Genomic DNA, 25186 nt, shown 5'->3' on the forward strand with positions numbered 1-25186 from the left:
GCCAACTGAAATCAGCGGTTGAACCGCTCCACCAACGAATACTGGGTATTGGCCGTTCGCGTCAGTTCTTCGCTGAGCAGCGCCGAGCTGTGGGCCTGTCCCGAGGTCTGGTCGGCCAGTTCCGAGATGTTGCTGATGTTGCGGCTGATCTCCTCGGCCACCGAGCTCTGCTCCTCGGTGGCAGCCGCGATCTGAGTGGTCATGTCGGTGATGTGGGCCACGGCTTCGCTGATCCCGACCAGCGCCTGGTCCGCTTCCATGACTCGCGCCACGCCTTCTTCAGCCTGGCGATGGCCGGCGTCCATGGTTTGTACTGCGTTGTTGGCGGTCTGCTGGAGTTTGGCGATCAGGGCATGGATCTGCCCGGTGGATTCGCTGGTACGCTGGGCCAGTTGCCGCACTTCGTCGGCCACTACGGCAAAGCCGCGGCCCATTTCACCGGCACGGGCCGCTTCGATGGCGGCGTTGAGCGCCAGCAGGTTGGTCTGGTCGGCAATTCCCTTGATCACGTCGACCACACCACCGATTTCGTCGCTGTCCTTGGCCAGCTGGGTCACGGTCTGCCCGGTCTCGCCCACTACCACCGACAGGCGTTCAATGGCTTCGCGGGTTTCCCCGGCAATATCACGACCGCGACCGGTCAGGCGATTGGCTTCCTGGGTGGCATCGGCCGTGCGCTGCACGTGGCTGGCAACTTCCTGCGTAGTCGCGGCCATCTGGTTGACGGCGGTGGCCACCTGTTCGGTTTCCACCCGCTGGCGCTCAAGGCCTGTGGAACTGTCGTGGGCCAGGGAATTGGATTGCCGCGCCTGGGCATTAAGATGTTCGGCGGTGTCCTGCAGGCGGGTCAGGCAGGTTTTAAGACGTGCTTCCTGGCTGAGGATCGACATTTCCAGGCGTGCCTGGACACCACGGCTGTCGGTATACATCCGTGCGATCAACGGATCGGAAGTGGTCTGCTCGGCCAGGCGCAGCAGGCGCTTGATCCCGCGTTGCTGCCACTGCAGGCCCATCAGCCCCAATGGCACCGACAACAGGGCAGCCAGGGCGAAGCCCCAGGAAGAATTGAGGAACGCGCCGACGACGAAGCTCAACTGGCTGACCAGGATGAATGGCAGCCAGTCCTGCAGGATCGGCAGCCATTTGTCGCTGCCGGGTACCGCGGCCTTGCCCTGGTTGATGCGTTGATAGAGCGCTTCGGCGCGGGAGATCTGCTCGGCGCTGGGTTTGACCCGTACCGATTCATAGCCGACCACCTGATTGCCTTCGAATACCGGCGTGACGTAGGCGTTGACCCAATAATGGTCACCGTTCTGGCAGCGGTTCTTGACGATGCCCATCCATGGCAAGCCTTGTTTCAGCGTGTCCCACATGTGGGCGAACACGGCCGACGGAACGTCGGGATGGCGTACCAGGTTGTGCGGTGCATGGATCAGCTCTTCCTTCGAGAACCCACTGATTTCAACGAACGCGTCGTTGCAGTAGGTGATCACACCTTTGGTATTGGTGGTGGAAATCAATCTTTGCTGGGCCGGGAAGGTCCTTTCGCGTTGTGTAATAGGTTGGTTGTTACGCATGGTGGTGTAGTCCGCAAGGCTTTGAAAGGTTGTCGGCACCGTCAGCTTTTTGTTGAAAAAATTCTGCCCGGCGGCGTCACGCCAGCATCGGGTAAGTAAACAAGGCGAAATGCAGCAGGTTGAGGCCGAAATGTGTGGCAATCGCCGCGCCCAGGCCGCCAAACCGATAGGCCAGGCCATAGCCGATCCCGGCCAGCCCCGACAGCAATACCCACTGCCAACCGGCCCCGGCATGCACCAGGCCGAACAGCAGCGAGGCCAGCAGCAATGCGAGGTTGTCGCCATGGCGCAGATGTTCGAAGCGTCGGCTCAGGCCGCCCTGGATGTAGCCACGAAACAGTGCTTCCTCCACCAAGGTCACCAACAAAAGATTGTTGAGCAACCAGATCCAGGCCTGATTCGGCCATTTCGGTGCCCAATGGATCATGCCCAGCAACATGGCCCCGCCCAAGGCCATTATCGCGCTTAGCGCAAGCCCCAGCGCCGTGCCGTAGACAGCGCCACGAAACGAGCGGCGGCCAACGATCCAGGGGCACGCCAGCAACAGCCAGAAACCGATCAGGGGTTTGTCCTGGTTCAGATACATCGCAAACCGCACAGCGTCGTCACTGAAGCGTTGCGCCGCGATCGCCCGGCCATTGAAGAAACCCGGCATCCAGTGCAATGCCAGCGCGACCGCCAGGACAATGAACAAGCAATGCCCGAGAAACTGCCCGACCGGCGTCTGCCGCTGGCGAACCGCGTACCCGGCAAACAGCAGCAGCGCGACCGAGATAATGGCAGTCCAGGCCAGATGGCCGTACGCAAGGGCCAGGCCATAACCGATCGAGAGAAGGGCCAGGTACGGCCAGGGTAGGGCAAGCATGTGAAGTCCTTTGGGCGGAAACGTTCGAGGCTGTCGGGGCCGGCGGGATTATAGGCAGACCCAAACGAAAACACCGCCCTTACGAGGCGGTGTTTTCGTAGGACGCTTCTTTTTATCCTGCAATCAATTGCCGTAGGACAAAATGCAGGATCCCGCCAGCCTTGAAATATTCCACTTCGTTCAAGGTGTCGATCCGGCACAACACTTCAATCCGCTCCTGGCTGCCGTCCTCGCGGGTGATGACCACGGGCAGGTTCATGCGCGGCGTCAGCTCGGTATCGCTCAGCCCCAGGATATCAACGGTCTCCCTGCCGGTGAGGTTCAGGCTCTTGCGATTCTGGTCGAGCTTGAATTGCAGCGGCAGCACGCCCATGCCCACCAGGTTGGAGCGGTGGATGCGCTCGAAGCTTTCGGCAATCACGGCCTTTACGCCCAGCAGGTTGGTACCCTTGGCCGCCCAGTCCCGGCTCGAACCGGTGCCATATTCCTGCCCGGCAATGACCACCAGGGGCGTGCCGGTGGCCTGATACAACATGGCCGCATCGTAGATCGACATTCTTTCGCCGTTGGGGATATAGATCGTATTGCCGCCTTCTTCGCCGCCGAGCATCTCGTTGCGGATACGAATATTGGCGAAGGTGCCGCGCATCATCACCTGGTGATTGCCCCGTCGCGAGCCATAGGAGTTGAAGTCCCGCGGCTCCACGCCCTGTTCGCGCAGGTACCGGCCGGCTGGGCTGTCGGCCTTGATGTTGCCGGCGGGCGAGATATGGTCGGTGGTCACCGAGTCTCCGAGCAGCGCAAGGACGCGCGCGCCCTCGACATTCCTGACCACCGGTGGCGGCCCGCCGATGTCGTCGAAAAATGGCGGATGCTGGATGTAGGTCGAGTCGTCCTGCCAGACATAAGTAGCCGCTTGCGGCACTTCGATGGCTTGCCATTGTTCGTCACCGGCGAACACGGCGGCGTATTCCTTGTGGAACATGCTGGTGTCGACCTGGGCCACGGCGTCGGCTACGTCCTTGCTGCTCGGCCAGATATCGCGCAGGTAGACCGGATTGCCGTCCCGGTCGTTGCCCAACGGTTCGCTGCTGATATCGATGCGCACGGTGCCGGCCAAGGCGTAGGCGACCACCAACGGCGGCGAGGCCAGCCAGTTGGTTTTCACCAGCGGATGCACCCGACCCTCGAAGTTGCGGTTCCCGGACAGCACCGAAGCCACCGTCAGGTCGGCTTTCTGGATCGCTTTTTCGATGGGGTCGGGCAGAGGGCCGGAGTTGCCGATACAGGTCGTGCAACCGTAGCCCACCAGGTCGAAGCCGAGTTTGTCGAGGTACTCGGTCAGGCCCGCCGCATTGTAGTAGTCAGTCACCACCTTGGAGCCAGGCGCCAGGGAGCTTTTGACCCAGGGCTTGCGCGTCAGGCCTTTTTCCACGGCTTTTTTTGCCAGCAATCCGGCAGCCATCATCACGCTGGGGTTGGAGGTGTTGGTGCAGGAAGTGATAGCGGCAATCACCACTGCACCGTTTTTCAGGCGATGGGTCTGGCCTTCGAACTCGTACTCGGCTTCCCCGACCTGATCGGCATTGCCTACCGCAACGCCCCCGCCGCCTTCGCTTTCCAGGCGGCCCTCGTCCTTGCTGGTGGGTTTGATCTGCAGGCCGAGGAAATCACTGAAGGCCTGACCGACATTCGGCAGCGAGACCCGGTCCTGGGGACGCTTGGGGCCAGCGAGACTGGCCTCGACGCTGCCCATGTCCAGTTCCAGCGTGTCGGTGAACACCGGTTCCTGGCCAGGCAGGCGCCACAGGCCCTGGGCCTTGCAATAGGCTTCCACCAGTTTCACGGTTTCCGCGGGGCGCCCGGACAGGCGCAAGTAATCCAGCGTTACGTCGTCCACCGGGAAGAAACCGCACGTGGCGCCGTATTCCGGAGCCATGTTGGCGATGGTGGCGCGGTCGGCCAAGGGCAGGTCGGCAAGCCCGTCGCCATAGAACTCGACGAATTTGCCCACCACACCCTTCTTGCGCAACATCTGCGTGACGGTCAACACCAGGTCGGTCGCGGTGATGCCTTCGCGCAGCTTGCCGGTGAGCTTGAAGCCGACAACCTCGGGGATCAGCATCGATACCGGTTGGCCGAGCATCGCCGCTTCTGCCTCGATCCCGCCGACGCCCCAGCCGAGCACGCCGAGGCCATTGATCATGGTGGTGTGAGAGTCGGTGCCTACCAGCGTGTCCGGGAAGGCGTAGGTGCGGCCGTCTTCCTCTTTGGTCCAGACGGTGCGACCGAGGTATTCAAGGTTCACCTGATGGCAGATGCCGGTGCCCGGTGGCACCACGCTGAAGTTGTCGAAGGCGCTCTGGCCCCAGCGCAGGAAGGCATAACGTTCGCCGTTGCGTTGCATTTCGATGTCGACGTTCTGCTCGAAGGCCAGGCTACTGGCGAATTTGTCCACCATCACCGAGTGGTCGATCACCAGGTCGACCGGCGACAACGGGTTGATTCGTTGGGGATCGCCGCCGGCCTTTTCGACGGCGGCGCGCATGGCGGCCAGGTCGACCACGGCGGGCACGCCGGTAAAGTCCTGCATCAGCACCCGCGCCGGGCGATACTGGATTTCCCGGTCGGAGCGACGCTCCTTGAGCCAACCGGCCAGGGCCTTGAGGTCGGCGCCGGTGACGGTTTTTTCATCTTCCCAGCGCAGCAGGTTTTCCAGCAGCACCTTGAGGGACATCGGCAGTTTATCCAGATCACCGAGGCTTCGCGCGGCGTCCGGCAGGCTGAAATAGTGATAAGTCCTGGCGTCGACTTGTAATGTTTTAAGGGTTTTCAGGCTATCGAGGGACGGCATTGAAATCACTCCTTTGAGTCCGCACGGCTACGGACTGACGGAACGGACAGAGCCTTTAACCTAGCCCTGTTTTGAGCGTATGACTAATCACTGGACTCCATGGACAGGTTCGCGGTTCCGAACTCCGCTATCATGCGGCGGTTTTCGTGACAGGCTTTGCTACGGAGTTTCAATGAACACGCTTTTTATGCACTGCCGACCGGGCTTCGAGGGCGAGGTCTGTTCCGAGATCGCCGAACATGCCGCGCGGCTGAACGTGGCCGGCTACGCCAAGGCCAAGCCGGCCAGCGCCTGCGCCGAATTCGTCTGCACTGAAGAAGACGGCGCCGAGCGGCTGATGCGTGGACAGCGCTTTGCCGAGCTGATTTTCCCGCGCCAGTGGGCGCGTGGCTCGTTCATCGAGTTGCCGGAGACGGACCGCATCAGCGTCATCCTCGCCCATCTGGCGGCTTTCCCGACGTGCGGCAGCCTGTGGCTGGAAGTGGTCGATACCAACGACGGCAAAGAGCTGTCGAACTTCTGCAAGAAATTCGAAGGCCCGTTGCGCAAGGCCTTGGGTGGCGCCGGCAAACTGGTGGACGACCCGCACAAGCCGCGCCTGCTGCTGACGTTCAAGAGTGGCCGCGAAGTATTCCTAGGTTTGGCGGAGGCCAATAACTCGGCGATGTGGCCGATGGGTATTCCACGCCTTAAATTCCCTCGCGAAGCGCCGAGCCGCTCGACCCTCAAGCTCGAAGAGGCCTGGCACCATTTCATTCCCCGTGACCAATGGGATGAGCGGCTGCACAGCGACATGACCGGCGTGGACCTCGGCGCTGCGCCGGGTGGCTGGACCTGGCAATTGGTCAACCGGGGCATGCTGGTGACGGCCATCGACAACGGCCCGATGGCTGAAAGCCTGATGGACACCGGCCTGGTGCAGCACTTGATGGCGGACGGCTTCACGTTCAAGCCCAAGCAGCCGGTGGACTGGATGGTCTGTGACATCGTCGAAAAACCCGCGCGCAATGCGGCGATGCTGGAAGAGTGGATTGGCGAGGGGCATTGTCGCGAGGCGGTGGTCAACTTGAAACTGCCGATGAAGCAGCGTTACGCCGAGGTGAAGCGTCTGCTCGAACGCATCGCCGAGGGTTTCAAGGCCCGGGGTATCAAGGTCGAGATCGGCTGCAAGCAGCTGTATCACGACCGTGAGGAAGTGACGTGCCATCTGCGGCGGCTGGATAGCAAGAAGCCGAAGTCTCGCTAAAGCCAAAGAGCCAGCCTTTGTGGCGAGGGAGCTTGCTCCCGCTGGGTTGCGAAGCGACCCCGATGCCCTGTCGGGTTTTAAAAGCGACGACTGCTGTGCAGCCGAGCGGGAGCAAGCTCCCTCGCCACGGTTGGTGTCCATTTGTTAAAAGCGCCGACATTGCGCGACAATAGCGGCCAGTTTCAGGAGTAGAACATGAGCGAAATGAACGATACGCCGGTCGACGGCACGCTGGATGCAACCGGCCTCAACTGCCCGGAGCCGGTGATGATGCTGCACCAGCATATCCGTGACCTGGCCCCCGGCGGATTGCTGAAAGTCATTGCCACCGACCCGTCGACTCGCCGTGATATCCCCAAGTTTTGCGTGTTTCTCGATCACGAACTGGTCAGCCAGGATGAAGTGGATGGCACCTACCGCTACTGGATCCGCAAGAAGCTCGCTTAACCCATCGAGCGACTGATGCGAATCTGCCCGCGCGCACTGCGCGTCAGTCGGACCGACAGCATCAACGCCGCGCAGCTCAAGCCCACGATCAAGCCTTGCCACAATCCGCTTGGGCCGCTGGCGGTGCCGAGCCAGTCGGTCAGGCCCAGGGCGTAACCCACCGGCAAGCCGATGCCCCAGTAAGCGAAGAGCGTCAGGATCATCGTCACCTGGGTGTCCTGGTAACCGCGCAACGCGCCCGCCGCCGTGACCTGGATGGCATCGGAAAACTGGAACAGCGCGGCATAGACGATCAGCATTGATGCCACCTCGATCACCACGGGGTCGGCGGTATAGATCGCCGCGATAGGCCCGCGCAAGGCGAACATCAGGCTCGCCGACAGGCAGGCATACGCCAGGGCCGTGGCCATGCCGACACCCGCCGCAAAGCGCGCTTCCCGAGGCTGGCTACGCCCCAGCGCCTGGCCGACCCGTACGGTCACGGCCATGCCCAGGGAGTAGGGGATCATGAACACCAGCGAGCTGAAATTCAGCGCGATCTGGTGCCCGGCCACCACCGTGGCGCCGAGGCTGCCGATCAGCAGGGCGATGACCGCAAAGATGCTCGATTCGGCAAACACCGCGATGCCGATCGGCAGGCCGATGCCGAGCAGGCGCTTGATGACCGACCATTGCGGCCAGTCGAAACGGCTGAACAGCTGACTCGATTGATAGATCGGGCCCCAGCGTGTCCAGGCGGCCATGCCCGCCGCCATGAACCACATCACGATGGCGGTGGCCCAGCCGCAGCCGACACCACCCATGGCGGGGACGCCCAGGTGTCCATAAATGAAGATGTAGTTGAGCGGAATGTTCAGGGCCAGCCCGCATAGCCCCAGCACCATCGCCGGTCGCGTACGCCCCAAGCCGTCGCTGAAGCAGCGCAGCACGTAATAGATTGCCACCGCCGGGAGGCCGCTGCCGATGCCGCGCAGGTATTCCATGCAAGGGCCGATCAGTTCGGGATCGACTTTCATGAGATGCAGGATCGGCTCGGCGCTGAGCAGCGCCAACGTTGCGCTCAGCCCCACCGCGAGGGCCAGCCACAATGCCTGGCGCACCAATGGACCGATCTGTTCAAACGTACCGGCACCGAAACGCTGGGCCACCTTCGGCGTGGTAGCCAACAGCGTGCCGGTCATCAACAGAAATACCGGAACCCAGATCGAATTGCCCAGCGCCACCGCCGCGAGATCCCGTGGCCCGACCCGGCCGGCCATCACCGCGTCGACAAAGCCCATGGCGGTGGTCGCCAATTGCGCCACCATGATCGGCAAGGCCAGAGCCAGCAACGTCTTGAGCTCCAGACGCACCCGGGCCGGGCGGGAGAGAGCGGGGGTGTCGATCAGAGGATTCACAGGGCAAGCATCCGAAAAATATTAAGCGCAAGGCGGCGAATTCTACGCCTTGACGCATCGGTCAGGAAAAAACCTGTGTTGGGGATTTGTAATCGGGCAGTACGGCAGCTTTCGTGGCGAGGCAGCTTGCTCCCGCTCGGCTGCGCAGCAGTCGCTGGCATTTGGGCCCGCTTCGCAGGCCAGCGGGAGCAAGCTCCCTCGCCACAATGGATTGCTTGCTCCTGGTAATGCGCGGAGCAACCGGAACGCCTACACTGCCCATCCCGCCAAAGGAGCTTTGCCATGCTGATCGTTGCCGACGAAAACATTCCCCTGCTCGATGCGTTTTTCCAAGGTTTTGGTGAAATCCGCCGCGTGCCGGGGCGGGGCATCGACCGGGCGCTGGTCGAGCAGGCGGACGTGCTGCTGGTGCGTTCGGTCAGCCAGGTCAATCGGGCGCTGCTGGAAGGCAGCAAGGTGCGTTTTGTCGGCACCTGCACCATCGGCACCGATCACCTGGACCTGGAATATTTCGCCGAAGCCGGCATCCACTGGGCCAGTGCCCCGGGTTGTAACGCTCGTGGAGTGGTGGACTATGTGCTGGGCAGCCTTATGACCCTGGCGGAAATCGAAGGCGCGGATCTTGCGCAGCGCACCTTTGGCGTGGTCGGCGCGGGGCAGGTCGGTGGGCGGTTGATCAAGGTACTCAAAGACCTGGGCTGGGCCGTGAAAGTCTGTGATCCGCCGCGTCAGGCTGCCGAAGGCGGCGATTACCTGAGCCTGGAGCAGATTATCGAGCAGTGCGATGTGATCAGCCTGCACACACCATTGACCCGCGACGGCGAGCAACCGACCTGGCACCTTTTCGATGAGCAACGGCTGAACAGCCTCAAGCCGGGGACCTGGTTGATCAACGCCGCGCGCGGCCCGGTCATCGACAATGCGGCGCTTCGTGAAGTGCTGCTGGAACGGGAAGACCTGCAAGCGGTGCTGGATGTCTGGGAGCAGGAGCCGTCAGTCGACGTCGATCTGGCCGACCTCTGTGTGATCGCCACGCCGCACATCGCCGGTTACAGCCTTGATGGTCGCCAGCGCGGCACGGCGCAGATTTATGATGCCTTGTGCGGATTTCTGCAGCGGCCGGTGGAAGTCAGTCTCGCCGAGCTGCTGCCACGGCCCTGGCTCGCCGGCCTCACGCTGGATGCCGCCACTGACCCGGCCTGGGCGCTGGCGGCTTTGTGCCGGAGCGTGTACGACCCGCGCCGGGACGATGCGGACTTTCGCCGCAGCCTGGTCGGTACGGACAGCGAACAACGTAGCGCTTTCGATGCCTTGCGCAAGCATTATCCGCCGCGCCGGGAAATCGACAGCTTGAAGGTGCATATCGAAGGGCAATCGGCGACGTTGGAAAATATCGTGGCTGCCCTGGGCGCCACCATTGCTTGAGCGTAGAGCAATGGTGGCGAGGGAGCTTGCGCCCGCTCGGCTGCGAAGCAGTCGCCGACTGCGACTGTCCAGCGCGAGCAAGCTCCTTCACCACGCAAGTCAGCAAATCAAAAGCATAAAAAACCCGACATCTAGGTCGGGTTCAGTTGAAGACGGGGCTGTATCACTTTTGTTCGGCAGGCTTGACCAGTCGTTTTTCCAGTTCGCTGCAGGCTTGCTGGATCATGTCTTCGGTGATCGGTACTTCGCGTCCTTGGGCATCGATGAACGAGCAGCCCAGGGACTGGTCCGGTTGCGTGCGGATCACTTCAATCTTGTCTTCACTGCTGTGTTGCAAGGACATGGCCTGTCTCCTCATCAGGTTGCGTGCCTATAGTAATGTCGCCAGGTGACCGAGCCATGACACTCCTTGACGGTTCATGGCGACAGCTCCACTCAACCAGAAACGCCGATGCATTTCCAGCCAGACTTTAGACCGATAACATCTAGCGGCTGATCTTGGCGGTCATATTTAACCTGAGTCATTCTGATTCAAATTGGTTCCGCTGCGTTTCGGTATCTCAGACCAGTTCCTTTCCCGTTGCATTATCGGATGCTCTTGATGCTTTCTTCCCGACAACGCCGTGCCATACGCCTGGCCAGCGGCTTCATCGCTCCCTACCGCAAGCAGGTTGTTGGCGCTTTGCTCGCCCTGATCGTCACCGCCGGCATTACCTTGTCCATGGGGCAGGGTATCCGGTTGCTGGTGGACCAAGGCTTCATGACGCGCTCGCCGCATCTGCTCAATCAATCGATCGGGTTGTTCATGGTCCTGGTAGCGGGGCTGGCAATCGGTACGTTTGCGCGTTTCTACCTGGTGTCGTGGATTGGCGAGCGGGTGGTGGCTGACATCCGCCGACAGGTGTTCAACCACCTGGTATATCTGCACCCCGGGTTCTATGAAAACAATCGCAGTTCGGAGATCCAGTCACGCCTGACTGCCGACACCACACTGTTGCAATCGGTGATCGGCTCGTCGCTGTCATTGTTTCTGCGCAACGCGCTGATGGTGGTTGGAGGCATCGTGCTGCTGTTCGTCACCAATCCCAAACTCACCAGCATCGTGGTGATTGCATTGCCGCTGGTGCTGGCGCCGATCCTGGTCTTTGGCCGGCGAGTGCGCAGCCTGTCCCGCGAGAGCCAGGACCGCATCGCCGATGTTGGCAGTTACGTTTCCGAAACCCTCGGCCAGATCAAGACGGTGCAGGCCTACAATCACCAGGTCCAGGATGAGCGCCGTTTCGCTGTCACTGTGGAGCAGGCCTTCGACACGGCCCGCAAGCGTATCGCCCAACGCGCCTGGTTGATTACCCTGGTGATCGTTCTGGTGCTGGGTGCGGTGGGCGTGATGCTCTGGGTCGGTGGCATGGACGTGATCGCCGGGCGCATTTCCGGCGGTGAGCTGGCGGCATTCGTGTTCTACAGCCTGATTGTCGGCAGTGCTTTCGGTACGCTCAGCGAAGTGATCGGCGAGCTGCAACGGGCGGCTGGCGCCGCTGAGCGAATTGCCGAATTGTTGCGTTCGCAGAACATCATCCAGCCGCCGGCGTCGGGCCTTGTCACGTTGCCGCAGCGGGTCAGGGGCGACTTGCGACTTGAAGGTGTACGGTTTTCCTACCCGTCGCGGCCGGAAAGCTACGCGGTCGATGGCCTGGACCTGAGCGTCAACGCTGGCGAAACCGTCGCGCTGGTCGGTCCATCCGGGGCGGGTAAATCCACCGTGTACGACCTGCTGCTGCGGTTCTACGATCCAGTGCAAGGGCAGATATACCTCGATGGCGTGCCGCTGACCTTGCTTGACCCGTTGGACCTGCGTCGTCATTTCGCCCTGGTCTCGCAGAGCCCGGCACTGTTCTTCGGCACGGTGGAGGAAAATATTCGCTACGGCAATCCGCAAGCCACCGATGAACAAGTGCGCGAAGCGGCGCGGATCGCCCACGCCCATGATTTCATCGAAAAAATGCCGGATGGCTATCAGACCCATCTGGGCGATGGCGGCCTGGGATTGTCCGGTGGCCAGCGCCAACGCCTGGCCATCGCCCGGGCATTGCTGATTGACGCGCCGATCCTGCTGCTGGACGAAGCCACCAGCGCGCTCGATGCACAAAACGAACACCTCATCCAACAAGCCCTGCCCAGCCTGATGAAAAACCGCACCACCCTGGTCATCGCCCACCGCCTGGCGACGGTGAAAAATGCCGACCGGATCGCGGTGATGGACCAGGGCAGGGTAGTCGCCGTGGGCACTCACCAGGAGTTGGTGGCCAGTAATGCGCTGTATGCGCGGTTGGCGGCGTTGCAGTTCAGTCAGCATGACTCGTCTGAAAGATAGCAACGAGCCGAAATCCAGTGTGGGAAACCGATGTGGGAGCGAGCCTGCTCGCGAAGGCGATAAGCCAGCAACATTGATGTTGACTGTCACAGCGCTTTGGCGAGCAGGCTCGCTCACACAGGTTCTCTATCAGGCCTTCTGGTGATTACTGATCGTCAAAATACCGCTCGTGCCAGTCCACCAACGGTTGCGGCGAGTTGAGTTTCTGGCCATAGATCACCGAGTACGACAGCACGTTCTGTACGTATTGGCGGGTTTCGTCGAAAGGGATGCTTTCGACCCAGACGTCGAAGCTCAGGTGGTCCGCGCCACGCAGCCATTGGCGGACTCGGCCGGGGCCGGCGTTGTACGCGGCGGAGGCGAGGACCCGGTTGCCGTTGAATTGGCTGTGCACTTGGCTCAGGTAAGCCGCGCCAAGCTGGATGTTCTTGTCCGGGTTGAACACTTGCTGGGGCGATGCCAGGGGAATATTGAACTTGCGGGCGGTTTCCTTGGCGGTGCCTGGCATCAATTGCATCAGGCCGCTGGCACCGACGCTGGAGCGGGCATCGTCCATGAATGCGCTTTCCTGGCGGGTGATGGCGAACGCCCAGCTTGGATGCAGGCCGCGGATTTTGGCTTCGCGCACCAGGGTGTCGCGGTGGGCCATCGGGAAGCGGATATCCAGGTCGTCCCAGTATTTGGCCTGGCTGATGGTGCGGATGGCCGGGAAGTACCATTTCAGGTCATAGGCCAGTTTCGCCTGGGCAACCATCTCGTCCCGGTTGAAATGGCGGCTGACGTGATACCACTCGCGGCGGCCATCGACGATCTGTCCGCGTGCATGAAACTCCAGCGCGCGGCGCACTCCAGGTGTATTGCGCACTTTGTTGATCAGCGCCTGGCTCATCACCAGCGGTTTGTTGTTGAGCGAATAGGGTGACTGGGAGCGGTCGGCCGCGAGGAAGCCGTAGAAGTCACGCTCCCGGGCCAGTTGCTTGTAGAGCGTCACCGCTTGCGGGTTCTGCGGCTGCGCCAGCTCCAGGCTGCGGGCTTGCCAGTAACGCCAACGGTTGGTGGTGGCGAGCGACTCGGGCAAACGGCGGGTCAACTGATAGGCATCTTCCCAGCGGGCCAGGCGCAACAACAGGCGCAAACGCCATTCCGAGACAGTGTCATCGCGCAGCTCCGGGTCGTATTTGGTCATCACGTCGAGGGCGCGGCTGTCGAAGCGTTTGGCCAGGGTCAGACCGATTTCCCGGGCGATTGCCACTTTCTCGTCTCGAGAGAAATGCATGGTGCTGGCATACCCGTCGAGCAACGCCATGGCCTTTTCCGGGTCCTGGCGCGCCAGGCGTCGCAAGCCGAGGCTCACCACATCGGACATCGGTTCATCGGCGGGAGCGAAGCGCGAAGGCTGGTTGAGCAGTTCGGGCTTCTGCGCCACGTCGATCAACAGACTGCCGCGGGGCGCCAGGGTGGTCAGGCCGCTGACCAGGCTGTTGGCCAGCGGATAGTTACGCGCCTGGGCGGCCAGTTTGGCGCGCTCCCAGCGTTTCTGTTCAGTCAACTGGCCTTGGGCCGCCCACATGCCGAACAGCGCATCGCAGGCCGCCGGCTGGGATTTACCGGTGAGCCAGAGTTTCTCGGCGTTGGCGTAGCCTTCGGCTTTGAGACCATGGCTCAGTTGATATTGGGCGTTGAGGCAATCGAGTTCGGTGAAGTTGAGCTTGGGGTCGTAATACTTGACGAAGGTCGTCCAGTCGCCACGCTCCGCCAGCCAGCGCAACCAGCGCAGCTTCATCCAGTTGGCCTGGGGCAGGTCGCCATGCTCGGCGAGGAATTTTTCGATCTCGGCGTTACTCGCGCTTTTCAGGCGCGCGGTCAGTTCATCGTAGGCCAGGTAGGGTTCCAGCGGGTAATCGCGCAGGGCCTGGCTGTAGCGCAAATAGGGGCCGGAATCACCTTTGGCCAGGGCGCGCTTGGCCTCATCGTAATACTGGCGCTGGGTGGAAATATCCACCGCCTGGGCGGTCTGAACGGCAGTGGCACATACAAACAAACAAGATAAAACACTGAAAAGGCGACTGCGCATGATACGTCCGGGCAGAAAAAACAAGACAAGCCCGGGGCAAGCCCGGGGTAACTGTCTGTAGCTTAGCCTTTTGCCAGCAACCGGCGAAAGCTTTGCAGGGCCGTTCGCGCAAGTTCGCAACAATTGTTGCGTAGAGTGCTTCGCAGACGAAATTGGCGGACCTTTGAGGCCTCTTCTCAGGTAGAATGCGCGCCCGGTTTTTGGAGAAGCTCATGACCCTGCTCAAATTCAGCGATGTGTCCCTTGCTTTCGGCGCGATGCCGTTGTTGGACAAGGTGTCCTGGCAGATCGCCCGTGGAGAGCGGGTGTGCATCATCGGCCGCAACGGCACCGGCAAGTCCAGCATGATGAAGCTGGTCAAGGGCGACCAGAAGCCCGACGACGGCTCGGTCTGGCGCGCGCCCGGCCTGAAGATCGGCGAATTGCCCCAGGAATTGCCGGTAGCCGACGAGCGGACGGTATTCGACGTGGTCGCCGAAGGCCTGGACGGTGTCGGCGCGCTGTTGGCCGAATATCATCACCTGAGCCAGAACATCGTCACCGATGCCGACCTGGACAAGCTGATGCATGTCCAGCACGACCTCGAAGCACGTGATGGCTGGCGTCTGCAGCAATTGGTCGACAGCACACTGAGCCGCTTGCAACTGCCGGCCGACAAGACCCTGGCCGAGTTATCCGGTGGCTGGCGTCGCCGCGTCCTGCTGGCCCAGGCCCTGGTGTCCGAACCCGACCTGCTGCTGCTTGACGAGCCGACCAACCACTTGGATATCGGTGCCATTGCCTGGCTTGAAGAAGCCCTCAAGGATTTCCAGGGCGCGGTGTTGTTCATCACCCACGACCGCTCCTTCCTGCAAAACCTGGCGACCCGCATCCTCGAACTGGATCGCGGTGGCCTGATCGACTGGAACGGCGACTACGCGAGTTTCCTGGTGCACAAGGAAGCCGTGCTGGCGGCGGAAGAAACCGCCAACGCGCTGTTCGACAAGCGCCTGGCCCAGGAAGAAGTCTGGATCCGCCAGGGCATCAAGGCCCGGCGTACCCGTAACGAAGGTCGCGTACGCGCCCTCAAGGCCCTGCGCGTGGAGCGTAGCGAGCGACGCGAGCGCACCGGCAAGGCGAATATTCAGCTGGAAACCGCCGACAAGTCCGGCAAACAAGTCATGGTGCTGGAGAACGTCAGCTTCGCCCACCCAGGCGGCCCGTTCCTGGTCAAGGACTTCTCCATGGTCCTGCAGCGCGGCGATCGGATCGGCCTGTTGGGCGCCAACGGTACCGGCAAGACGACCTTGCTCAAGCTGATGCTTGGCGGTCTGGTGCCGAGCAGCGGCAAAGTGGAAGAGGGGACAAAAATCGACGTCGCCTATTTCGACCAGTTGCGCCACCAGCTGGATCTGGAAAAAACCGTGATCGACAACGTGGCCGAAGGTCGCGACTTCATCGATATCGACGGCCAGAGCCGCCACGTGTTGAGTTACCTCGGCGATTTCCTGTTCAGCCCGCAGCGCGCCCGTACCCCGGTGAAGGCATTGTCGGGTGGCGAGCGCGCCCGTCTGTTGCTGGCCAAGCTGTTCAGCAAGCCGGCGAACCTGCTGGTGCTCGACGAGCCGACCAACGACCTGGACGTGGAAACCCTCGAACTGCTGGAAGAGGTGTTGCTGACCTTCAACGGCACCGTGCTGATGGTCAGCCATGACCGCGCCTTCCTCGACAACGTGGTCACCAGTACCCTGGTGTTCGAAGGCGAAGGGCTGGTTCGCGAGTACGTTGGTGGTTACCAGGACTGGCTGCGCCAGGGTGGCTCCCCACGTCTCCTGGGTGTGACCGAGAGCAAATCCGGCAAGGCCGACCTGAATTCGGCGGTGGTCAAGGCTGAGCCAGCCCCGGTTGCTGCCGCCGCCGCGCCTGCACCTGCGAAAAAGAAGCTCAGCTATAAACTGCAGCGTGAGCTGGAAGCATTGCCTGGCGATATCGAGGCGAAGGAGCAGCAGATTGCAGCGGTGGAGGCCGAGATGGCTGACGCCGGCTTTTATCAGCGACCAGCGGCCGAAACCGCCAAGGTGATCGCCCATCTGGAGCAGTTGCAGGCCGAGCTGGATGCGTTGGTCGAGCGCTGGGCTGAACTGGACGCTTGATTCGCTGAGGCAAGAAGCCAATCCCTGTGGGAGCGAGCCTGCTCGCGAAGCGGTCGATCAGCGCCATTGATGTTGGCTGACACACCGCTTTCGCGAGCAGACTTGCTCCCACAGGGGGTATATGGCTCAGGAGCGCTTGACCAGGTGCACCGCCAGCACATCGCAAGGCGCGCCATGCAGCACGTCGTTGGCGGTCGAGCCCAGCAGCAGCGCGAGGCCGTGGCGGCCATGGCTGCCGACAACGATCAGGTCGCAGCCCTGCTCCTTGGCCAGGTGATGGATTTCCTGGCGCGGCTGGCCGTAGGTCAGATGACTGTTTTCCTTTTTTAATGCCGGGTATTTCACGATCAGTCGATCAAGGCGTTCCTTGGCTTGGTCAAATTGTTGCTGCTGCAATTGGGAAAGGTCCATCGGGACGTCGCCGCCGAAGGCCATGGCCATTGGCTCGACGATATGCACCAGCGACAGTTTGTTATCTCGGCCTTCGCAGAGAGCGAGGGCTCGCTTGACCACAGGATCGCATTCTTCAGTAAGGTCGACGGCGACCAGGACGTGTTCGTAGTACATGAAAAGCACTCCAGAGAATGGCGATACGGTAAGTATGGCTGGTTTCAAGCGCATTGACGGCGATGCGGGTCAACGGGCTCATCAGAATTCGGGAGTACAGATATGACGGTCTGGATAGTGGTGTCAATCCTGTTGGTGGTATTGAGCCCCTTGGCATGGTTGCGGCCATCGCGTGTTCAGAGCGGTCGCATGGCCCTGCGCATGGAGGCGCGACGCCTCGGCCTGGCCATGCAACTGGCTTCCCAGGAGTGGCCGCACTGGCTCAGTCAGCCGCCGCCCAACCCTTGCGCTCAATACCACCGGCCTCGACGTGGCAAGCAGCCGGCCCTTTGGAGCTACTGGCAGAGCGCTCCTGGGGTGTGGGTCAATCAGTGGCGCGAGCCGTGTCTGGACGAGTCGCTGCTGGCGCATTTCCACAAGCTGCCCGCCAACGTGTACAAAATTGAAGCCGACCGGCAGATGATTACCTTGTACTGGGGCGAAAAAGGCGAGGCCAGTGTTTTGCAGGATATATCTGCAGTGCTCAATGCCTTGGCTTGAGGCGTAAAAAAGCCCGACAGGTTCATCGGGCGGGTTGGCCAGGCAGGCCGGTAAACCATTTGTCCGGGGCGTTCGTTCGAACGTCCTTTCTTCACTCCGCTCAAACGTCTTGTCACCAGCTTAGCCGGTTGAATACGGTGCGCTTGGAATTAGGGCGACTTTTCTAATTATTGATTCTATGAATGGCTGCTCATGCGGCGTCGTGTTGCGGATCTGCAGGTACCGAAACTGACCGTAAAGTCGCGTTCAGGAGCTTGTTTAGGGCGATTGACAATTGTCGGAAATTCCGTGAAGGTGACGTACCCAAATCAAACGGGCGTATGAATTGAGCGTTTGTATTTTCAGAACGTTCCTACAGAACCCGACTATCGCGTTGGCGGGTGTGCCTGGCGGATTGGCGTAGCATCGACGGTAATGTCCATGCCGAACCAGCGGTCAGCGTTCAACGTGTACTGTTCAGCTTCCATATCGTGGAGATCAGTTGATGATTTACGAAGGTAAAGCCATCACGGTTAAGGCTCTTGAAAGTGGCATCGTCGAACTGAAGTTCGATCTCAAGGGTGAGTCCGTCAACAAGTTCAACCGTCTAACCCTGAACGAATTGCGTCAGGCCGTGGACACTATCAAGGCAGATGCTTCGATCAAGGGTGTGATCGTCAGCAGCGGCAAAGACGTGTTCATCGTCGGTGCCGACATCACCGAATTCGTCGACAACTTCAAGCTGCCCGATGCCGAACTGATCGCTGGCAACCTCGAAGCCAACCGTATCTTCAGCGATTTCGAAGACCTGGGTGTGCCAACCGTTGCGGCCATCAACGGCATCGCCCTGGGTGGCGGCCTGGAGATGTGCCTGGCGGCCGATTACCGCGTGATGTCCTCTGCTGCCAAGATCGGTCTGCCGGAAGTCAAGCTGGGCATCTACCCGGGCTTCGGCGGTACCGTGCGCTTGCCGCGGCTGATCGGTGCCGACAATGCCATCGAGTGGATTGCCGCCGGCAAGGAAAACCGTGCCGAAGACGCGCTGAAAGTCGGCGCCGTGGACGCCGTGGTTGAACCGGGCAAGCTTCAGGAAGCGGCCCTTGAGACGATCAAGCGCGCCATCAGTGGCGAGTTCGACTACAAGGCCAAGCGCCAGCCGAAGCTGGAAAAGCTCAAGCTCAACGCCATCGAACAAATGATGGCCTTCGAAACCGCCAAGGGTTTCGTCGCCGGCCAGGCTGGCCCGAACTACCCGGCGCCGGTCGAAGCCATCAAGACCATCCAGAAAGCCGCGAACTTCGGTCGCGACAAGGCCCTGGAAGTCGAGGCCGCCGGTTTCGTCAAGCTGGCCAAGACCTCGGCTGCACAAAGCCTGATCGGTCTGTTCCTCAACGACCAGGAACTGAAGAAAAAGGCCAAGGCCTATGACGAGATCGCCCGCGACGTGAAGCAGGCCGCCGTGCTCGGCGCCGGTATCATGGGCGGCGGTATTGCCTATCAGTCGGCGTCCAAAGGCACGCCGATCCTGATGAAAGACATCAACGAACATGGCATCGAACAAGGTCTGGCCGAAGCTGCCAAGCTGCTGGTCGGCCGTGTCGACAAAGGTCGCATGACCGCCGCGAAGATGGCCGAAGTGCTCAACGGCATCCGCCCGACGCTGTCCTATGGCGATTTCGGCCATGTCGACCTGGTGGTCGAAGCCGTTGTCGAGAACCCGAAGGTCAAGCAGGCGGTACTGGCTGAAGTCGAAGACAAGGTCAAGGAAGATACGATCCTTGCCTCGAACACCTCGACCATTTCCATCTCGCTGCTGGCCAAAGCCCTCAAGCGTCCAGAAAACTTCGTCGGCATGCACTTCTTCAACCCGGTGCACATGATGCCTCTGGTGGAAGTCATCCGTGGCGAGAAGTCCAGTGAGCAGGCGATCGCCACCACCGTGGCCTACGCGAAAAAAATGGGCAAGAACCCGATCGTGGTCAACGACTGCCCGGGCTTTCTGGTCAACCGCGTGCTGTTCCCGTACTTCGGCGGTTTCGCCAAGCTGGTCAGCGCCGGCGTGGACTTCGTGCGGATCGACAAGATCATGGAAAAATTCGGCTGGCCGATGGGCCCGGCGTACCTGATGGACGTGGTCGGCATCGACACCGGCCACCACGGTCGCGATGTCATGGCTGAAGGTTTTCCGGATCGCATGAAGGATGACCGCCGTTCGGCTGTCGACGTGCTTTATGAAGCCAAGCGCCTGGGCCAGAAGAACGGCAAGGGCTTCTACGCCTACGAGACCGACAAGCGCGGCAAGCAGAAGAAAGTCGCCGATTCGTCGGTGCTGGAAGTGCTCAAGCCGATCGTCTACGAGCAGCGCGAAGTCACCGACGAGGACATCATCAACTGGATGATGATCCCGCTGTGCCTGGAAACCGTGCGCTGCCTGGAAGACGGCATTGTTGAAACCGCCGCCGAAGCCGACATGGGTCTGGTCTACGGCATCGGTTTCCCTCCATTCCGTGGCGGTGCGCTGCGCTACATCGATTCGATCGGTGTCGCCGAGTTCGTTGCCCTGGCTGACCAGTACGCTGATCTGGGCGCGCTGTACCACCCGACCGCGAAGCTGCGTGAGATGGCCAAGAACGGCCAGCGCTTCTTCGGTTAAGCGCCCAACGACTAGAGCGAGAGAACATTTATGAGCTTGAATCCTAGAGACGTCGTGATTGTCGACTTCGGTCGTACGCCGATGGGCCGCTCCAAGGGCGGCATGCACCGCAACACCCGTGCCGAGGACATGTCGGCGCACTTGATCAGCAAGTTGCTGGAGCGCAACGTCAAGGTCGACCCTAACGAGGTCGAGGACGTGATCTGGGGCTGTGTGAACCAGACCCTGGAGCAGGGCTGGAACATCGCCCGCATGGCTTCGCTGATGACCCAGATTCCTCACACCGCGGCCGGCCAGACCGTCAGCCGCCTGTGCGGTTCGTCCATGAGCGCGCTGCACACTGCCGCCCAGGCGATCATGACCGGCAACGGTGATGTGTTCGTCGTTGGTGGTGTCGAGCACATGGGCCACGTGAGCATGATGCATGGCGTCGATCCGAATCCGCACATGTCGCTGTACGCGGCGAAAGCCTCGGGCATGATGGGCCTTACCGCGGAAATGCTTGGCAAGATGCACGGCATCACCCGCGAACAGCAGGACGCCTTTGGCGTGCGCTCCCACCAGCTCGCCCACAAGGCGACGGTGGAAGGCAAGTTCAAGGATGAAATCATCCCGATGCAGGGTTACGACGAGAACGGCTTCCTGAAGCTGTTCGACTACGACGAGACCATTCGTCCGGAAACCACCCTGGAAAGCCTGGCGGCGTTGAAGCCGGCTTTCAATCCAAAGGGCGGCACCGTGACAGCCGGTACCTCGTCGCAGATCACCGATGGTGCCTCGTGCATGATCGTGATGTCGGCCCAGCGTGCCCAGGACCTGGGTATCCAGCCGATGGCGGTGATTCGCTCGATGGCCGTCGCCGGTGTGGATCCTGCGATCATGGGCTATGGTCCAGTACCGGCCACGCAGAAAGCCTTGAAGCGTGCCGGCCTGAGCATTGCCGATATCGACTTCTTCGAGCTCAACGAAGCTTTCGCCGCACAGGCCTTGCCAGTGCTGAAAGATTTGAAAGTGCTCGACAAGATGAACGAGAAGGTTAACCTGCACGGCGGCGCCATCGCCCTGGGTCATCCGTTTGGCTGCTCCGGTGCGCGTATCTCCGGCACGCTGCTCAACGTCATGAAGCAGAACGGCGGCACTTTCGGGGTGTCCACCATGTGCATTGGTCTCGGCCAGGGCATCGCCACTGTCTTCGAACGCGTCTAAGCGTCACGTCGATGGAAGCCGGGGCCAAGTGCCCCGGTTTTTGTTTTTCCGGGGTCAGTAAAAAAGATTTTGTTTTTATTTTGAAAAGATTTGAGCGAGGGCCAAAGCATGCCGATACAACCTGGGCTCTACCAACATTACAAAGGTCCGCAGTATCGCGTATTCAGTATTGCGCGGCATTCCGAGACCGAGGAAGAAGTGGTCTTCTATCAAGCCCTGTATGGCGATTACGGCTTTTGGGTGCGTCCCTTGAGCATGTTCGAGGAGTCCGTCGAGGTTGACGGCGAACAGGTGCCACGCTTTGCTTTGGTGCAGGCCGAGGAGAGCATTTTTTCCAAGCCTTGAGGCCAACATGAGGGCTAGCCTGCCCTTGACCTCACCTTGCAGCCACTATATATAGCGGTGCCGCGTCAGGCGCCAACCGCCTTTCACTTTTTAGAATTCAGGAATTTTCTGATCCATGGGCAAATCGCTGGTCATTGTGGAATCCCCGGCTAAGGCCAAGACCATCAACAAGTATCTGGGTAACCAATACGTGGTGAAGTCGAGTATCGGCCATATCCGAGACCTGCCCACCAGCGGTTCGGCTAGCGCCAGCAAAGAGCCTGCTGCCAAGCGCGGCAAGGCTGCCGCCGGCGAAGCGCCAGCGCTGTCGCCGAAGGAAAAGGCGCGCAAGCAGCTGGTCTCGCGCATGGGGGTTGATCCGGAACACGGCTGGAAAGCCAAGTACGAGATCCTCCCGGGCAAGGAAAAGGTCATCGAAGAGCTGCGCCGGCTCGCCAAGGATGCCGACACCATCTATCTCGCGACGGACTTGGACCGCGAAGGGGAAGCCATTGCCTGGCACCTGCGCGAAGCCATCGGTGGTGATGACAGCCGCTACAAGCGCGTGGTGTTCAACGAAATCACCAAGAAGGCCATCCAGGAAGCCTTCTCCCAGCCGGGCGAACTGGATATCGATCGGGTCAACGCCCAACAGGCGCGCCGCTTCCTTGACCGCGTGGTGGGCTACATGGTTTCACCATTGCTGTGGGCCAAGATCGCTCGCGGCCTGTCCGCCGGACGTGTGCAATCGGTGGCGGTAAAGTTGGTGGTGGAGCGCGAGCGGGAAATCCGCGCGTTCATCCCTGAAGAATATTGGGAAGTCCACGCTGATCTGGGTACCGCCAAGGGCGCTACCGTGCGCTTCGAAGTAGCCCGCGAGAAAGGCGAGGCCTTCAAGCCACTCAATGAAGCGCAGGCCATGGCCGCGCTGGAGAAGCTCAAGGCTTCGAGCTACAGCATCGTCAAGCGTGAAGACAAGCCCACCAGCAGCAAGCCTTCGGCGCCGTTCATCACGTCCACGCTGCAGCAGGCCGCGAGTAACCGCCTGGGCTTCGGCGTGAAAAAAACCATGATGATGGCCCAGCGTCTGTACGAAGCGGGCTACATCACCTACATGCGTACCGACTCGACCAACCTCTCGGTCGATGCCGTGGCGATGGCGCGCACTTATATAGAAAGCGAGTTCGGCAAGAAATACCTGCCGGAAACGCCAAACGTCTACAGCAGTAAGGAAGGCGCCCAGGAAGCTCACGAAGCGATTCGTCCATCCGACGCCAACACCACGCCAAGCAAGCTGTCTGGCATGGAGCGCGACGCCGAGCGCCTCTACGAGCTGATCTGGCGCCAGTTCCTGGCTTGCCAGATGCTTCCGGCACAATACCTGTCGACTACCGTCAGCGTCGGTGCTGGCGATTTCGAGCTGCGTGCCAAGGGCCGTATCCTGAAATTCGACGGCTATACCCGCGTAATGCCGCAGATCACCAAGCCGGGGGATGACGATGTCCTGCCTGACATGGCCCAGGGCGACGTGATGAAACTGCTCAAGCTGGATCCGACCCAGCATTTCACCAAGCCTCCGGCACGGTATTCGGAAGCCAGTCTGGTCAAGGAAATGGAAAAGCGTGGCATCGGTCGCCCTTCGACTTATGCGGCAATCATTTCGACGATCCAGGATCGCGGCTACGTGGCGCTGCACAACCGTCGTTTCTATTCGGAAAAGATGGGCGATATCGTGACCGAGCGCCTGTCCGAGAGCTTCTCGAACCTGATGGACTACGGCTTCACCGCCGGCATGGAAGAGAACCTGGATGACGTGGCCCAAGGTGAGCGGGACTGGAAAAACGTGCTCGACGAGTTCTATGGCGACTTCAAGAAAAAACTCGAAGTAGCCGAAAGCCCTGACAGCGGCATGCGCGCCAACCAGCCGGTGATGACCGATATTCCATGCCTGACTTGCGGGCGGCCGATGCAGATCCGCACGGCTTCGACTGGTGTGTTCCTGGGTTGCTCGGGCTACAGCCTGCCGCCGAAGGAGCGCTGCAAGGCGACGGTCAACCTGGTGCCAGGTGATGAAATCGCTGCGGACGATGAGGGTGAATCGGAATCCCTGGTACTGCGCGGCAAGCATCGCTGCCCGATCTGCAGTACGGCGATGGACGCCTATCTGCTGGATGAAAAGCGCAAGCTGCACATCTGCGGTAACAACCCGGATTGTGCCGGTTACGAAATTGAAGAAGGCAGCTACCGTATCAAGGGCTATGAAGGCCCAAGCCTGGAATGCGATAAGTGCGGCAGCGAGATGCAACTCAAGACCGGGCGCTTCGGCAAATTCTTCGGCTGCACGAACCCGACTTGCAAGAACACCCGCAAACTGCTCAAAAGCGGCGATGCGGCGCCGCCGAAGATGGATCCGGTGAAAATGCCCGAGCTCAAATGCGAGAAGGTCAATGACACCTACATCTTGCGCGACGGTGCATCTGGCCTGTTCCTGGCGGCGAGCCAGTTCCCGAAAAACCGTGAAACCCGTGCGCCGTTGGTAATGGAGATCGTCCCGCACAAGGACGAAATCGATCCGAAGTATCACTTCCTTTGCGATGCGCCGCAGAAAGACCCGGACGGTCGTCCGGCGGTGATTCGTTATAGCCGCAAGACCAAGGAGCAGTACGTGCAGACCGAGGTTGACGGCAAGCCTACCGGCTGGAAGGCGTTTTATGACGGCGGTAAATGGACGGTTGAAGACAAGCGCTGATCAGGGTGGAGTGAGGGTTTTTGTTGGCGAGGGCGCTTGCTCTCGCTCGCCGATGTAGTCGTCCCCCTACACTCCAGGCACAAAAAAGGCCGCATGAAACCTATAGTTTTCCATGCGGCCTTCCTGTTTTTGGCTTGCAGTGGCCTCGGTTGATCCACGACACTGTCGCACCTGCGTGACGCTTTTATTTCGTTGGGGAGATGCCGTCATGGCCCACGAACTCTATACCCGCACCAATCAGAAGATTTATTTCGCCGGCCTTTCGCTTGAAGCGCTTGCACGGGCGGAGGATGGGCGTGCGATGAATTCCACGGCTTTGGTCCAGGCGGGGCGCGAATCCGCGTTGTTTCATCTGTACGGTGCGTTGTTGGGCCTATGCCACGAAATCGCCGGTTTTTATCGCTTGCCCCAGGCGAGTGCGCCACGAGCCGAACTGGTGCTGACCCGTGAGGTGCTGGAAACCATCGCAATTCCGGAGCTGGCCGAGATGGTCGAGCTGGCGCAGAACCCGGAAACCTGGCTGGCCAGGTTGCTGGCGGCCCATCAGGCGCTGTTCCAGCCGCCACGGGCTCCGCGCAAGCCTAAGGGTGACGTGACCCAGCCGCTAATCGTGGCGGTCAATCTTGACGAAGAAGAGCCAGAGCAAGAGCTGAGTCGGGAAGAGTTGGAGAGCTGGCGGCAAAATCTCAAAAACCTGGCCATTCGCTTTCGCGAAGGGTTGAACGAGTGCTGAGTCAGTTCGTCCCGTAACGTTCGCTAACGACGCTTGGTCAAGATCCC

At 60.7% G+C, this 25186-nt stretch carries 18 protein-coding genes; 11 read left to right on the plus strand and 7 right to left on the minus strand.

Features of this window, described 5'->3' with window-relative positions; translation table 11 throughout:
* Nucleotides 1–11: 11 nt before the first annotated feature.
* The 3 genes from ACE04F_RS14015 to acnA all read right to left on the minus strand — a co-directional run bounded on the left by ACE04F_RS14015 (nt 12) and on the right by acnA (nt 5296).
* Complete coding sequence (locus ACE04F_RS14015) at nt 12–1577, minus strand: methyl-accepting chemotaxis protein (RefSeq protein WP_305499967.1); 1566 nt, start codon at nt 1575–1577, stop codon at nt 12–14.
* Between the two features lie 76 nt (nt 1578–1653).
* Nucleotides 1654–2442 carry a CPBP family intramembrane glutamic endopeptidase gene (locus tag ACE04F_RS14020; RefSeq protein WP_486107562.1) on the minus strand — a complete coding sequence of 263 codons (789 nt, stop codon included), beginning with the start codon at nt 2440–2442 and terminating at the stop codon, nt 1654–1656.
* A gap of 112 nt (nt 2443–2554) precedes the next feature.
* Nucleotides 2555–5296, minus strand: a complete 2742-nt coding sequence (gene acnA / locus ACE04F_RS14025) for an aconitate hydratase AcnA (RefSeq protein WP_486107564.1) — start codon at nt 5294–5296, stop codon at nt 2555–2557.
* 172 nt (nt 5297–5468) lie between these two features.
* Between acnA and rlmM the strand changes: the two genes are divergently transcribed.
* Nucleotides 5469–6542 (plus strand): 23S rRNA (cytidine(2498)-2'-O)-methyltransferase RlmM, encoded by a 1074-nt coding sequence (rlmM, locus tag ACE04F_RS14030; RefSeq protein WP_486107566.1) that lies wholly within the window; start codon nt 5469–5471, stop codon nt 6540–6542.
* 195 nt (nt 6543–6737) lie between these two features.
* Nucleotides 6738–6989, plus strand: coding sequence for a sulfurtransferase TusA (gene tusA, locus ACE04F_RS14035; RefSeq protein ID WP_486107567.1), 252 nt, complete (start codon nt 6738–6740; stop codon nt 6987–6989).
* On the opposite strand, the gene ACE04F_RS14040 is transcribed toward tusA, so the two are convergent.
* Entirely contained in the window at nt 6986–8386 is a 1401-nt protein-coding gene (locus ACE04F_RS14040) for an MATE family efflux transporter (RefSeq protein WP_486107569.1), read from the minus strand. The two genes, tusA and ACE04F_RS14040, sit on opposite strands and share 4 nt — an antisense overlap.
* A 282-nt stretch (nt 8387–8668) precedes the next feature.
* Here ACE04F_RS14040 and pdxB point away from each other — a divergent pair, with 282 nt between their 5' ends.
* Nucleotides 8669–9811 (plus strand): 4-phosphoerythronate dehydrogenase PdxB, encoded by a 1143-nt coding sequence (gene pdxB, locus ACE04F_RS14045; protein WP_486107571.1) that lies wholly within the window; start codon nt 8669–8671, stop codon nt 9809–9811.
* Nucleotides 9812–9974: 163 nt separating this feature from the next.
* Here pdxB and ACE04F_RS14050 read toward each other — a convergent pair whose 3' ends face one another.
* Nucleotides 9975–10154, minus strand: coding sequence for a PA1571 family protein (locus ACE04F_RS14050; RefSeq protein ID WP_486107573.1), 180 nt, complete (start codon nt 10152–10154; stop codon nt 9975–9977).
* 249 nt (nt 10155–10403) lie between these two features.
* Here ACE04F_RS14050 and ACE04F_RS14055 point away from each other — a divergent pair, with 249 nt between their 5' ends.
* Entirely contained in the window at nt 10404–12182 is a 1779-nt protein-coding gene (locus ACE04F_RS14055) for an ABC transporter transmembrane domain-containing protein (RefSeq protein WP_486107575.1), read from the plus strand.
* Between the two features lie 145 nt (nt 12183–12327).
* Here the strand turns inward: ACE04F_RS14055 and ACE04F_RS14060 are convergent, their stop codons facing one another.
* Nucleotides 12328–14256, minus strand: a complete 1929-nt coding sequence (locus ACE04F_RS14060; protein WP_486107577.1) for a transglycosylase SLT domain-containing protein — start codon at nt 14254–14256, stop codon at nt 12328–12330.
* A 212-nt stretch (nt 14257–14468) separates the two neighbouring features.
* On the opposite strand from ACE04F_RS14060, the gene ACE04F_RS14065 reads away from it, so the two are divergent.
* Entirely contained in the window at nt 14469–16388 is a 1920-nt protein-coding gene (locus ACE04F_RS14065; RefSeq protein ID WP_486107579.1) for an ATP-binding cassette domain-containing protein, read from the plus strand.
* A 126-nt stretch (nt 16389–16514) separates the two neighbouring features.
* Here the strand turns inward: ACE04F_RS14065 and ACE04F_RS14070 are convergent, their stop codons facing one another.
* Complete coding sequence (locus tag ACE04F_RS14070) at nt 16515–16955, minus strand: universal stress protein (RefSeq protein ID WP_305499988.1); 441 nt, start codon at nt 16953–16955, stop codon at nt 16515–16517.
* A 102-nt stretch (nt 16956–17057) separates the two neighbouring features.
* Here ACE04F_RS14070 and ACE04F_RS14075 point away from each other — a divergent pair, with 102 nt between their 5' ends.
* The 6 genes from ACE04F_RS14075 to ACE04F_RS14100 all read left to right on the plus strand — a co-directional run bounded on the left by ACE04F_RS14075 (nt 17058) and on the right by ACE04F_RS14100 (nt 25139).
* A complete protein-coding gene (locus tag ACE04F_RS14075; protein ID WP_486107582.1) occupies nt 17058–17495 on the plus strand; it encodes a hypothetical protein in 438 nt (145 codons plus the stop codon).
* Nucleotides 17496–17979: 484 nt separating this feature from the next.
* Nucleotides 17980–20127, plus strand: a complete 2148-nt coding sequence (gene fadB / locus ACE04F_RS14080) for a fatty acid oxidation complex subunit alpha FadB (protein WP_486107584.1) — start codon at nt 17980–17982, stop codon at nt 20125–20127.
* A 30-nt stretch (nt 20128–20157) separates the two neighbouring features.
* Nucleotides 20158–21333, plus strand: coding sequence for an acetyl-CoA C-acyltransferase FadA (fadA, locus tag ACE04F_RS14085; protein WP_186636541.1), 1176 nt, complete (start codon nt 20158–20160; stop codon nt 21331–21333).
* A gap of 108 nt (nt 21334–21441) precedes the next feature.
* Nucleotides 21442–21678 (plus strand): DUF1653 domain-containing protein, encoded by a 237-nt coding sequence (locus ACE04F_RS14090; protein WP_003199644.1) that lies wholly within the window; start codon nt 21442–21444, stop codon nt 21676–21678.
* A 115-nt stretch (nt 21679–21793) separates the two neighbouring features.
* Nucleotides 21794–24406, plus strand: a complete 2613-nt coding sequence (gene topA / locus ACE04F_RS14095; RefSeq protein WP_434573021.1) for a type I DNA topoisomerase — start codon at nt 21794–21796, stop codon at nt 24404–24406.
* A gap of 208 nt (nt 24407–24614) precedes the next feature.
* On the plus strand, nt 24615–25139 hold the full coding sequence (locus ACE04F_RS14100; RefSeq protein WP_486107587.1) for a DUF6586 family protein: 525 nt from the start codon (nt 24615–24617) through the stop codon (nt 25137–25139).
* Nucleotides 25140–25186: the final 47 nt, after the last annotated feature.

The sequence above is a fragment of the Pseudomonas sp. AGC41 genome (assembly GCF_057334555.1).